This is a genomic window from Enterococcus mundtii (assembly GCF_002813755.1).
Lineage (GTDB): Bacteria > Bacillota > Bacilli > Lactobacillales > Enterococcaceae > Enterococcus_B > Enterococcus_B mundtii.
The window spans coordinates 322,741-336,311 of sequence record NZ_CP018061.1 but is presented as its reverse complement, the minus strand read 5'-3'; the positions used below and the strand labels follow the sequence as shown (position 1 = coordinate 336,311).

The window sequence follows — 13,571 nt, the reverse complement described above, 5'->3', positions numbered from 1 at the left end:
TACTTAAAATTAGCTACACCTAAAACAAAGAATCAACTACCCTAAACTAAACTGATCTATGAGAGGTGGGTACATTGAAAACATTCCAACTGAATTTCATTACCAATAAACCACTGATACGATGGCTTCAAATCCTCAATGAATTTGAAAAGAATGCTTGTTGCAACGCGAATGACTTAGCAATACTTACTGAGAGCACTTCTAGAACAATTGGTAAAGATATCTGTCAGATCCGAGATTATTTTGAAGATTCGATCACGATTGAATCTACCCATCAGGGGTATGTATTCAAACAATTAAAATTAGTTACTTACGAAGAGAAAAAAACTGCTTTACTTGAGAACGAGCCACTTTTTTTAATTCTTGAGAAAATTTTTTTTGCTGAATTATATACCCTTGACGATTGGTCCGATCAGTTACATCTCTCTAAAACGACCCTCTTGAAATACCTCAAAAAAATCCAATCACAGTTAGTTCATTTTGATTTGGATATCACGCATGATCCCGTAAATATCATTGGTCAAGAAGCAGATATACGACATTTTTTTTGCACGTTCTTTTATGAATCTGAAATCACTCCGCACACCATCTTCCCTTCTGTTTCCGCTCAGCAAGCGGTGAATGAAATCAGTTGTCTGTATAAGAATGACTTCTATCGAAATACCTCATTTTTCTTATACACTTACTTACTTTATATCTCGGTTGAGCGATTCATGCAGGGAAATACTGTGAACGTAAATAACCACTTACGCTGTGTCCTGACTGATCGGATGCAACAAGTACATGCCGAAAAAATAAATGACGTAATTGAAAAATATTACGGCATCCGTTTGCCTGAAGATGAACTGATTTTCTTATTCTGTAGCATTATTACACAGAGAAAAATGAGTGATATCATTGTTGAAAAACAATTTTGTTCAACATACAATCAGTGGCCAGAAAGCAAACGACTTGCAAAAGAGTTTCTAGAGATATTAGACTGTAGCGATGAAAATAAGCTCGTCAATCTGATCTTTTTAGAATCTTTTTTTACAACCGCGAAACTGAAAGAATATTTGTGCATTTCTGCTAATCGAAATACGCAAGATATCAATCGATTTATTAAAAAAATCTTCCCGAATGAGTGTCGTAAGTACCAATATTTTCTAGAAAACAGCTCGGCTTATCATTCGCTATACTCTCATGACTTTTTAGTAGATTTCGCTTCTAGCCTAGTGATCTACGTTGAAACCATTCGAGAACGCTACTGGAAAAACAAAAAAAATATTGCCTTTCTTTTTGAAGGCAATAATCATGTCATACAGTTCATTGAAGCCATATCGAATAAATATTTTATGGAATATCAATGTGTGTTCTATCCAAACGCTAGTGAAGTAAACAAGAACTATCTTCTTAAAAACAAGATAGATTTTTTGATCACTAATCATCCTGAACATGTAGAAGAATTCCAAGAAGTAACAGAATGTATTCTTTTTCGGTCTATTCCTTCTGCTTCTGATTGGAATCGCTTACTCGAAAAAATCAATCCGAAAATCATCAATCAATATTTTTTAGCTGACAAAACGAGCTTTCCCTCATCCATATGCGAATGATAAATCCACCATACTCCAATGGCCTTTCGAATGGGTCTTTGCTAAGCAGATTTTAACTATGTCTACGATTACTCCTAACCTTGGCTTACGATTATTTTATCAGCACCTGTATCATGAAATGCTTGTTGTTTAGATTTGCAAATATGTATCGATTTTTAAGACAAAAAAAACTCCCTCAAATGGAAATAATCTTTGAGGGAGTAAAAACGTGATAACGTTAGTCGTTCATTGATTCAGTTGAGGGAAATGTATCTGGGTACAGCTGACTAGCACTTCCAGCAGTATACTCTCGATAACCATTGAATCCTAAGAAATTCTGTGTAAAGCTATTGATGTTCGAAGAAACCACTTGACTCCCATTTGCACCACTTAACTGTGTTTGTAGATGAGCTGTCCAAGCATGAGTCGGTGTTGGTCCAAAATTATTATTCGCCCAGAAAGCATTTCGAACGGCATTGATCTGGATATTTGTTCCTAACGTATGGATCAATGGACTAGAATAAGCGGCAGAACCCGTTTGTCTTAAATGGATTTGGTAAGGATTATCAATTGTTAAATGTCCAGATCCAAGGACTTTTACTACTGGCTCTCCACCAGTATGATCTGCTTTAAATGTTGAGAATTCCCCCACATACATCCGACCATTTGTTGAAATTTGTACAGGTGATAAAATATTCGAATTGACAGTCAAACTACCATTGTTGATCACATTCAATTGATTCGCCACGATGGCTTCATTCATGATCACTTGGGAGCCAGAGTCGATTTGCACTAGACCATCTGTTCGGATAAATGGTTGTTGTCTCTGTCTTGTTTGTTCATTCCCAACAACCAACGTATTCCCAGAAAAACTTACTGTTGAACCAGAGACACCTTGTATAAATGGTTGTCTGACTTGGTTTCCGTTTGTAACAATTGGTCGATTCGAGCTAGAGTTAAAATGAACATGTCCACCAAACCCTACATGTAGGGAATGATTATTATTCATATTGATAGTCGAATTATTGAGGAAATTGATTGTCACCGCTCGATTGACTGTGTTTAGACTAGTTAAAGCGCTATTGAAACTTGAAGTGACATTGATTACTGACACATTTGAATTATTGATGGCACTTCTAAATCCAGACCATGTTCTTACGGATGCAGTTGTGCGATTTTGATCATCTACAAAAAATTCCACGTCTTCATCATTTGTAAATGTTTCCCCATACATTGATAATGTTTCCCCATCTTTCAGAAAAACACCACCAGCAGTTTCGCCTTCTGTCAATAATTGTGCTTCTGGTACGATTTCACTTGCAGCGACATTCGTTACTGAAATTGGGCCAGCAAGGAGCATACCACTTAATAATAAGGTACTCATCAGAGTCATTCGTTTCATTTTCTTTCCTCCATTCATTTGATAATTTAAGATTAACGAAGAACTCACATTGAATCAAAAGTGTTTTTTCGTAACTATACGAAATTTTTTAATTGATTCTTTCAAGGTTCTTCAAAAGCTGTTGTGATTTCTACTTCAATCATGTTACTCCGGGAATGTATCAGGAAATAATGGCATCTCCATTCCAGCAGTATATTCTCGATAAGAATCAAATCCTAAAAAATGATTTTCAAAACTAACTGAATTTGAACGAAGAACTTGCGAACCATGGGGGCCACCCAGTCGTGTCTGTAATTGACTATTCCAAACATGGGTGGGACGAAAACTCATATTATAATTCTCCCAAAAAGCGTTTCTCACGGCATTGATTTCCATGAGTACGGCAGAAGAATCGATCAATGGAGCGACAAGCCCACCGAAGCCAGTCTGTTTTAAATGTATACTGTACGGATTATCAAAAAAAATCTCCCCGCCAGTCATTTTGATCACTGAATGACTCCCCCCATGCGTCACTTTTAACGAAGAAAATTCACCGACTCTAATCGTCCCATTGATCCCCATTTTTATGGGGGTGATTTCATGTGCGCGTAATTCTAAACGACCATAGTTGATCACAAATAAATCATTTGCTTCGATTGCTTCATATATCCTTACATTGGAGCCAGACGGAACCTCGATCAATCCTTCTGTTCGAATAAAAGGTTGCTCTCTCAGTTCAGTTGAACCATCTCCGATGACCACCTCACCTTCTAGACGAATCGTACTCCCATAAGAACTTTGGATAAATGGTTGCTTTAATTGATTTTGACTAACAAATATAGGCGACTTGGCGTTCGCTTTGATTTCTAAAGTAGAATGCTTTGCCAGCTTGAGTGCATGATTATTTTCTAAATCTATACGAGCAGCATTGATAAAATTGATCGTCAATGGGCGATCAATCGTATCCAACGAATGAAAGGTCGTATTGAAGCTAGCTGACACATTGATAACGCTGACATTTTGATCATTGATAGCATTTCGAAATTGGTACCACGTTCTTACCTCCACTGTTTTACGATTTTCCTTGTTTACGACATAGTACGCCCCATCTTCACTGATAAAATGATGGACGTTATCGGCTAATGATTCACCATCTTCCAGTAAAATCCCATTGACCGATTCTTTCACTCCGATTCCAAGATTTGTTTGGAAATCATGCATTGTCGCTTCACTTGTTGTTGAACGTACAAAGAGTAAGCCTATTATTCCTCCTAAAAAAAATACCAAATTGAGCTGCATAATTTTTTTCATATCTAACACGCCTTCCTTTTATAAAGCGATCATACCTGAAAGCAAAATGGAATATCAAAAATGTTTTTTCTGCAAAGCAAGAATTTTTCTGTTTTTACAACTAGAAGTTGTGCTCATTCGGCATATACATCCACCATGAAACGAACAAACCAATAAGCCCCTTTCAATGACGGAGACCTATTGGTTTGTTTCTTCTTTATTATTTTGTTTTTAGTAACTATTCTTTTTCGGACGTTTGTTACCTGAGCGATGATTCTTTCTAGTCGAAATAACAAGCCAGGCGGTAACGAGTAAATAGCCAAGCCACAAGAAACGCTGACCGCTCAAAGCGTTTGTTTTTGGTAGCTTCCCTTGTTTTAGTTCGGAAATATCAGCGACAAGGGTGTGCTTCTTGTCCTCGTTTCCATGTGATCCATTGATCGTTATACTTTTTTCTGTGCTAGTGTCTTCTCCAATTCGTCCAGTGACAGTGATTTGTCCCGTTGTCGTATCTGCACCAACTACCTCAGTAAGCAATCCATTAGCGATAATAAAGAATAGTCCCGTGATATAGAACAACTTCATTCTTCTTTGCATACGATTGATCCCTTCTTTTTGGGATTTAAGTGATTCTTTTTTATGCTACATTAGGAGAGAAACTCAAAACTAATTTAAATGTTGGGTTTAACTCTGCTGAGGCATTGACCGGCGTGACTTTACCAGTGAAAGTAAATTTTCCTTCATTCGTCCCTTGATTTCCTTGGAGTCTGAAAAGTTCAGCTACCGTTTCTGTTGGCTTGCCATCTTCAAACAAATCAATCGTATTCACTTTCAATGAGTCTACTTCAGCCATATTCGTTGGTGTATCTACGCCAGAAACGGAAGCAATCACGCCAACAGCAGAATTATTCGTAATCGTGTGTTCAGGTGACGTAATTGTGGTATGATTTGAGGCTTTTGTTGTGTAAAATAAGGCGGTTGTTGGAATCGTCACATTGATCCATTGATCCAAATCCTCAGGATTTGGTCCAGGTGTCGTATTATCGAATTCACCGATGATCCCCCGTACAAGAACGTCTCCTGACGTCTCTCCTTCACGCCCGTCAATCACTTGCTCCGCTCTAGCGATTGTCCCAGTTGCCATAATCCCTGCGATTGTTGCTGTACTTATAAGTGCTGCTACTATTTTTTTCATCTAAATTCCCTCATTTTCTTTTTTTTTAGTTTTTAACGATAATCATTACTTCCGCCTCAGTGACCCCTTGTTTTTCTTTCGTTTCAGGATCATAAATATTAACGGTGGCTTTAGCAGGATACTCTCCTTTAGTTAATTGTTTTTCCAATTTTACATTCTCTACGAATTGGTTTGGATGGATGGCACCCGAAGAATAAATCAACTCTCCAGTAGAGAGTAAAGAAATATCAACTGCGATCGGATAAACATTCGTCCCAGGATTGACAATCTCGATCGAGCCTTCACTCTGTCCGTTCTCAAAGACGGCTTCTGGATTGATTTGTAATGTAAAATAATTGGCATCGGCTACTTCTTGCGCACGTTTCGCCAAGCGTTGATCAGAGGCATCACCAACTGCTGGTAAAAGATCCGCACTGATCAATGGAACCTGATCTTTTGATTGATTGAAATAATAGGCAAGACCACCGGCAATCAACGAAAATAGCAAAAACCACAAGAGCCATTTACGCTTATTCTTATTTTGTGCTTGGTTCGTTTCCTCCAATGGCTTCACCTCCTTGTTAACTATTTTTTTCTTTAAATTCGTGGGACGAATCGTAACACGATTCGGTAATTAGGTACAAGTGTGCTCTCGTAATAGCCCCCTTGCTCAAGTTCAGGATGATCAATCCACCGTGGATAATTCCCATAAAATTCTCCCGATAAGGAAAGGGGGGTACGATCTCCTTCAGATAAACGAATCAAATGTTGCTCTGGCATCGTTGCGTATAACTGTTTTTTTGTCTCCTGCGTTTGGAGATGCAAGCGCAACAGTGGCTTCGTAATATCCTCATAACTAGGATCTTCCACTGCACTTTCTGCATAATCCAGTGGATCTTCCCCTTTTTTTAAAAGAACGATTCCAGCAGAATCATCAATAGCAACTTGGTTGATATACGTATCAATAGCTACCGAAGATTGGTTGTGGATCTCATAGGTTTGGCTCTCAAACTGGCGGTTTGATTCTTCTTCGTCATACAATGATTCAAAAATCATTTTGACAGGGATCGTTACCCTTAAATGTTCAACTTTGGAGGTAAGATCAATATCAATCGTCATTTGATACGCTTTATTGCCGACTTCAAGAATCGCGTAGTAACTTCCGTCTTCTTCGCTATCTAACGAAAGATCGGTCTCAACGATGCGAAAATCATTGGTCATGTCTTCTTCAGATAAGATATTTTTTGCTTGTGCACGACTTTCTTGAAGAATAAGCGCATGTAATGCTTCGACAGTAGCTAACTCATTGAGCTTAGAACGATCTAACGTAAAGTTATTGCTCCGATAATCAATCCCTTTGATGACTGTTTGCTCTTCTGCTACATCACCAGTTGTGTCTCCTGAAGGTTTGGATAGTTTGATTTCGACCGTTGACCCCGTTTCAAGCCGTTCATTTTCTGTCAAATTGATTTGGAACGAGCGAACCTTCTCCTGGGTATCTTGATACTCTCCCCAGACGATGCGAGGAGAATCTTTTTCAAGAACTACTGTACTTCCTTCTGTGTTTTTATAGGTAATCGTCAAATGGTCAACTGATTCTGTGGCATGACCATGAATCGCTACAGATTGGTCACTCACAGGGTCAAATTTGGCAATGAGTTGTTCAGGAGGAACTGGCTCCCAGATATACGTACCTGGATAAGTGCCATCATAGTTATTCATAAACTCGGTTGAGTTTTCAAAGGCGATAACCCCAGTTCCGCTCGTTAAACTTTCTTCTAAAACCCACCGTCCTGTATATTGATCAGTTATTTCAATCTGTGGCAAATTTGTCGAACCAGCTGATGACGTGGGTGGGAAAACCGTTTTTTCTCCCAGAACGATTGTCTTTAAAGATGTATTATTAAACATAGCTACAACTAAACTTAAGCTTGCTGTATTCCAATTACTGATATCTAATTTTGTTAAAGAATTTGCACCATTGAACATAAACATAGTAGAAAATAAAGCTGAGGTATTCCAATTTCCTAAATCTAGTTCTGTGATTGAGTTTGCAGATTGGAACATGAAGCTCGTATTAGTTACCTTAGATGTATTCCAGCTACTTATATCCAATTCGATTAAGGAATTTGCATTTTGAAACATGCCACTCATAGTTGTGACATTCGACGTATCCCAATCACACACATGTAACGTTTTCAACGAGGAAGTACCATTGAACATATAGCTTATATCGGTTACATTCGACATGTTCCAATTATTCAAATCTAACTCAATCAAAGAAGTTGTGAAACTGAACATCCCGCTCATATTTATTACATTTGATGTATCCCAATTAAGTAAATCTAATTCTCTTAGACTTGACGCATTGGAAAACATATTCATCATGTTTTCGACATTTGAAACATTCAATCTATCAATATTCTCAATTACTTCCAGATTTCGTAAGCTTGAAAACAGCCTCTCTGAATTTTCTGGTAGTATCACTTGATCTTCCACAATAATTTGTTTGACCGAAGAGTAGGTTTTCCATGGAGCATCTGCTACTTCGCCAGCTTCCCCACCATATAATGTGATTGTTTCCGTTCCTTCCTCATACGACCAAGGGACCGTTCCCCATAGATTCTGTTCAGGCTCATAAGTATAGACAACCGTTTGTTCTTCTACTCTAAAAGTCCCAGAGGCATTTTCGGGAGTCTTACTCAATTGCCAACCACTAATGCTTAACGCTTCGGTTGTGTAGGTTTGATCAACTAATCCAGTCAGCACGCTAGGATTAGCTAATTGATTTCCTTCCTCATCTTCATGCTTTACAGTAATATTCCCACCTGGAACCGATTCATAGACTGCACGAATCACAGAGTTTCCAGCTTCACTTTGGCTTACAGCAAGATCTGGGATATTTGGACTAAATATGAATATTGGACCTGAAACGACTTCCCAGCGTAAAAATCGGTAACCGGGATTGGGGAACGCGTGCATATTACCCATGCTCTGTCCTACCTGGAGCCATACCACATTCGATCCTGACGAATCAGTTCGTCTAGGATTACCACCAGCTAGTGGGCTTGCAACTAATTCTAAACGATATTCAGTAGCACGATTACTTACCTCTTCACTTTCTTTTTTTCCCGATTCTTCTTGCTTTTCTGGATATTCCGTAATTGCTGCTACTTCATGATTATCAGAAGAGCTTGAATAATCATGTGCATAGGTTAGTTGAAATGGGAGCTGGGGTAAAAGCAAAACCATGATCAATAATAACTTTCCAACGATTCGGCTAATTGTATTTATGTTCATACCACTCCTCCTAGTATTTGACCTACTGTATTATTCTTATTAGAAACTTATAGCGAACAAAGTTTAGACATTCTTTTTATCAACTGTCATTTTTTATTGGCTCGAAGATAACTCTCTTTCAAAAATTCTGTAAGTCAACTTGCATGTTTATTACTTCACTAAGATTACATTGATTTTTTAATGAAATAAAATCATCTATTTCATTAACGTCTGAAATAAATGAAAAAAAACAGTCGCTATTTTTATTAGCAACTGTGGAAAAATATTAATTATAGTTTTTACGATAAGGATTTATTTTTCTTTCTAATCGTTGCCAATCATGTTCATCTGGAACAGCTTTTAACAAAAGAAAATCGCTCTCAATGATGTAATCTAAAAGATAGCGATTGTAGTTTGTCACAATTAAATCAATATGTGCGGCGTTCAATACTTCTTCTGCTAGATAATAAAGCGGTAAAAAAACTAATGTATGTTTACTCCCAAATTGTTGACGTACACGAGTTATAATTTGTTGACAAACAAAATGATCCCCTTCCAGAAGAAAGTAAATTGTTTTACTTGGTAAATAAAAATCGAAAATCAAATTACTATAAATCGTTAAACTCACACTTATATCTTCCATGTATTTTGAAGAAATAGAGTAGCTTTTCCTTTCTTTTTTAAAAAAACCTAAATTCCGCTGATAATTCTCATTATCTGAGCGTATGACTGCTTTTTTTATCTCTATCGCCTCTTTATTTAAGACAGGTGATAACAAATCATTTATTTTTCTAGATAGAAAAAACGAGCGTAAGAATGTTGTGATTTTTTGATCAATATTTTTAGGGAAATCAAATTCCTTTAAATATCGATTCGTGAGTTGAGAAATTTCTGTGCCTTCATGAAAATCTTTATAAAACTTTTTCTCTGATTCTTCATGATCTAGGGTACGTTTACAGACAGTGACTAAATAAATCCAAGCGAATTCTTCTTTTGATAATTCGACCTTATAAAGTTTCTTGATGTCATCTTTCAAAGAATGAAGGAGAGAAAAATTCTTTGCTTTGTATGCTAATTTCGCTAATTTTCTTGGAATCTCTATAGAAAAACCCAGTCACGCACGTTTGATTGCGATATAAAAAGTATAATAAAAGGCTGCTGGCGTAGTTCCAGATCCAACCTCATCTTGGCCCAATTTATTGCTTAATTTTTTTAAAACCAATTCATGTAATTCAATATCAGGAACAAGCGTATAGGGCGTTTCTACTCCTTCATAATAAAAATCTTTGAAGAATTTTCGCAAATTAGCTTCTCTTCCTTCAATCGACAACGGGTTGGATGCCCACTGCAGTCCATAGCTCTTCAATACTGTGGTTGTTCGATTCAATAGCCGGCGAAAGGTACTCTCTGAAAAATGATAGTGATGGGCAAGTTCATCGATTGTTGATAATTCTCCTAAAAAAATATTCCCGATGATTTCAAATAGACACTCATTCTCAAGTAATTTCTGCTTTTTTTCTTGATACATCGAAGCTTTTTTTTCTTCAAAAAAGATTCCACTATTTCCTGAATCTAAACTGATACAATCATCAAAATAGTCTTTGATGTACTTGATATCATTGGCAATCGTTCGTTCTGTCACTTGCAGTTTTTCGGCCAATTCTCCAATCGTAAACAATCGTCTTCGTTCAATCATACTCAATATTCGAAACAAACGACTCGTCGTTCGATTACTGATAAATGCCAATTGTAAGTCTTTCAATTTTCCACCTCATTTTTTAAATGAACACTTTTCTTTATACTTACATATAAATAACACAACCAATCGGAATGATAAACTATATTGTTTCTCCTTGAAAGAAAAAACGAACGTAAAAGTGACAGATTTTAACGTTCTATTTTGCTTCTTAACCTTATGGTAGTTATGATTTATTCAATAGTTACACAACGCTTTCTAAATGATCATTTGTACCCATTTTTATATTTTTTTCAGGATTCCAAATGAACCCTACTGTTATAAACAGCATTACCAACAAAGTCATTCTTTAAATAAAAAGGAGTATTTTTGCTAACTGACCAATCTTATTAGTTATTAACCATGTATGATCCAAAAAAGCTGATACACCTTACATAGAACCAACTTATTTATAACAATTTGTTCATGTATTCTTGCTTATTATCCATAAACTCAAGTTCTTGATCTCCCTTAAAATCCATTTGCTATTATCGTTTTTTGTCTTCCTTGCTCTAGTATCCTACAAAACAAATCCAATAAATAAAAAAACATGTCTTTCTCCTTCGTCAGATAATACGTAGAAGAAATACATGTTGAATATTTTGTTCATATCCAATTAAATAATTTATTGGGATCAACGTGGAGAGTTTTCTCTTTCACCAATACTGTTAACATTAACAACGACTATTTTATTCACTTTAACAATCACTTACCTATGGAATAGAAGATGAGAAATCAGAACGGTAAATGCGTAACCTTATAACCAGTCAGAATAGTCAAAAACCTAGGATAAGAACCAGCGATCACTGTGGTATCTATCCTAGGTTTTTACTGTCTAGCTTGAGCATACATATTTTTTCCCTTAGCCAATCCACTCATTTACCCCTCTACCAATTAACAGATCTCTGCTTATCTCTTTGATTTTTTCACACCAGCATCCTATTTAGCGACAAATAGCAATCCAACGCCTTTTTTCATTTCGCCTAGATACGCTGACACTATCACCGACAATCCCAATTGCGTACTTACTTTAGTGATATAGACAGATACATCTCATCAACATGCTATAATTGATAGAAAGGAACAGAACCATAAACAAGTAGGTGATCCATGTATTCTCCAATTCAAGTACCCTATATCGTCAACCCAATCTATCAGAAATATTTCAAGTATCCAGCAATTGTCATTCCCTCATTACAAGACTTTGTGATTTGTCTATGGGAACACCAATCCTTGACTCAGGATTCCTACGAAGTGAATGATTTGATCATTCCAGATGGGTGTATCGATCTTTTCATTGATTTCAAAAAGCAATCATCGAATTTTCAGGTATCAGTAAAACAGAGTATGATTTCTATAGCAATTAGTGAGTTTAAGATACCTTTCAACCTCGACTATTTCTTCTCCCTATCCTATTCTCAACAAAAAGAATATTTTATTGATTACCTCCATCAATTGATTGAAGGACATACACCAAACCAGTTTATCAAATTGATTGATCGATTTAGCCAAATCCCTGCTTCTACAATTCAAGATTTGTGTCAGGATTTAGTTGTAGGCACACGGCAATGCCAACAGTTATTTAAGAAGTATTATGGCATTTCACCGCAACTGATGTTGCTTACATTGCGTTTTCAGTACTGCTTGAAAATACTAACCGATCCTCACGCTAGTGAAAAAAAGTTAATTGCGTTGCATTACTACGATCAGTCTCACTTGATCAAAGATTAAAAAAAACATATCGGCTTTACACCACTCGAATTTGTCCAGCTTTGTAAAGAGTTCAAAGCACAACCTTTGGATTAGATGATACGTCGTGAGCAAAGTGAGATGTCGTGTATTTACAATACAGTCTAAAATTCTCATGCTATAGTTGCTCGATCAAGTTCAGGGAGATGAAATCATGAATAAAATCAAGTGGAAAGGCTTTTTACTTACAACTTCTGATTCAGAAATCGAAGTGATCCACGATACATTGACCTATGACTGGGGACAAAAAGTGTTTCGTTTTTACGACTACGATAAACATATCGTTGAAGTTTCAGAAAGCATTCAAGGTGTCTTCAATCGTCTATATGCGCAAGGATTGAGCCTTCCGAAAATCGCTGAACGCTTCGGTGATCCACTAGAAATTGTCAAAGAGCGTTACAGTATCTCCTAAACTCCAAGAATAACTAAATTATCCACCTCTAAGAAGTTTGTCTATTCTCAATAGATTTATAGGATATCTTAGAGAATAGGTTCATCGTTAGAAAAACTAGAATATTTGAAGTCAAGGCAAGTAAAAATTGATCAAAACCAAAAATACTCCAATTTAGCAGTATGACTATACCATCTATGAAAAACAAGCCTGTAGAGAGTTTTATATTGAAATATTTTTTTAAAATTATCGGTGGAATGGACGTTCCTCCACTAGAAGAATTTTGTGAATAAACAATGGACATACCTACAGAAAAAATTAGACTCCCCAAAACGATCGATAAAATTTTATTTTCAGTAAACATTATTTTAGGTACATAAGTTAACAATAACGGTAGAACTAAGCTGCCATATAAAACTTTCATAAATACTTGTTTACCTAAATAAATGATTGCTAATAGCAACATAACTGAATTTAATGCTAGCACGACGAGTGAACGATTTACTTGAACAAGGTATTCAAGTAATATTCCTAGACCACTCGTTCCTCCAGCAGCAATATAATGTGGGCCAAAAAACATATTGATACTAATTGATAGTATCCACAGCCCCAAAGTAATCGTTAAATATTTGAATAGATTTTTCATATGCGCCTCCTAATATTTTTTAATGCAAGAACACAAAAAGGGATTAGATAAGAATATTCTTATCTAATCCCTTTGGATCCTCCGAAACTTTAATTAAGTTAACACATCTATTCTAAAAAGTAAACCTGTTAATTTTATTTTTTAATTTTGACTCACAGAATTACACCGCTATAAACAATTGAAACTAGTATCCGGCAGAACTCCTTTCACTAATTGGCTTTCGTGGCTCTGTGCACGATCTAGTCAAACTAAAGAGGTATCTCTCAAAAAAAATTTCAGGTTTCACTGCTTATTGCTTATAGTTGCATCGTTCTGTCTTCCTCTGATTTTCCAGTTAGTTGCTCGTTTGTCTGAC

At 36.3% G+C, this 13,571-nt stretch carries 10 protein-coding genes and 1 pseudogene; 3 read left to right on the top strand and 8 right to left on the bottom strand.

What is annotated here, in order from left to right; all coding sequences use genetic code 11:
* Nucleotides 1-74: 74 nt before the first annotated feature.
* Nucleotides 75-1,592, top strand: a complete 1,518-nt coding sequence (locus tag EM4838_RS01600) for a helix-turn-helix domain-containing protein (protein WP_023519159.1) — start codon at nt 75-77, stop codon at nt 1,590-1,592.
* Between the two features lie 217 nt (nt 1,593-1,809).
* Here the strand turns inward: EM4838_RS01600 and EM4838_RS01595 are convergent, their stop codons facing one another.
* From EM4838_RS01595 to EM4838_RS17095, 7 genes and pseudogenes are all read right to left on the bottom strand, one after another.
* Nucleotides 1,810-2,973: a hypothetical protein gene (locus tag EM4838_RS01595; protein ID WP_023519158.1), complete on the bottom strand. Its 1,164-nt coding sequence runs from the start codon at nt 2,971-2,973 to the stop codon at nt 1,810-1,812.
* Nucleotides 2,974-3,117: 144 nt separating this feature from the next.
* Nucleotides 3,118-4,263: a pectate lyase-like adhesive domain-containing protein gene (locus EM4838_RS01590; RefSeq protein ID WP_041684173.1), complete on the bottom strand. Its 1,146-nt coding sequence runs from the start codon at nt 4,261-4,263 to the stop codon at nt 3,118-3,120.
* A 210-nt stretch (nt 4,264-4,473) separates the two neighbouring features.
* Nucleotides 4,474-4,839 (bottom strand): hypothetical protein, encoded by a 366-nt coding sequence (locus EM4838_RS01585; RefSeq protein WP_010736245.1) that lies wholly within the window; start codon nt 4,837-4,839, stop codon nt 4,474-4,476.
* A 40-nt stretch (nt 4,840-4,879) separates the two neighbouring features.
* The gene (locus EM4838_RS01580; protein WP_010736246.1) at nt 4,880-5,437 is read right to left on the bottom strand and encodes a hypothetical protein; all 558 of its coding nucleotides are present in this window, start codon (nt 5,435-5,437) and stop codon (nt 4,880-4,882) included.
* A 25-nt stretch (nt 5,438-5,462) separates the two neighbouring features.
* Nucleotides 5,463-5,981, bottom strand: coding sequence for a hypothetical protein (locus EM4838_RS01575; protein WP_010736247.1), 519 nt, complete (start codon nt 5,979-5,981; stop codon nt 5,463-5,465).
* 32 nt (nt 5,982-6,013) lie between these two features.
* Entirely contained in the window at nt 6,014-8,716 is a 2,703-nt protein-coding gene (locus EM4838_RS01570; RefSeq protein WP_071866712.1) for a BspA family leucine-rich repeat surface protein, read from the bottom strand.
* A gap of 265 nt (nt 8,717-8,981) precedes the next feature.
* Nucleotides 8,982-10,457, bottom strand: a pseudogene (locus EM4838_RS17095) (helix-turn-helix domain-containing protein).
* 1,083 nt (nt 10,458-11,540) lie between these two features.
* Here EM4838_RS17095 and EM4838_RS01560 point away from each other — a divergent pair.
* Both EM4838_RS01560 and EM4838_RS01555 read left to right on the top strand, forming a co-directional pair.
* Nucleotides 11,541-12,161, top strand: a complete 621-nt coding sequence (locus EM4838_RS01560) for a helix-turn-helix transcriptional regulator (RefSeq protein ID WP_023519152.1) — start codon at nt 11,541-11,543, stop codon at nt 12,159-12,161.
* Nucleotides 12,162-12,333: 172 nt separating this feature from the next.
* Nucleotides 12,334-12,591 carry a VOC family protein gene (locus tag EM4838_RS01555; protein WP_023519151.1) on the top strand — a complete coding sequence of 86 codons (258 nt, stop codon included), beginning with the start codon at nt 12,334-12,336 and terminating at the stop codon, nt 12,589-12,591.
* A 28-nt stretch (nt 12,592-12,619) separates the two neighbouring features.
* Here EM4838_RS01555 and EM4838_RS01550 read toward each other — a convergent pair whose 3' ends face one another.
* Complete coding sequence (locus tag EM4838_RS01550; protein ID WP_023519150.1) at nt 12,620-13,216, bottom strand: YitT family protein; 597 nt, start codon at nt 13,214-13,216, stop codon at nt 12,620-12,622.
* Nucleotides 13,217-13,571: the final 355 nt, after the last annotated feature.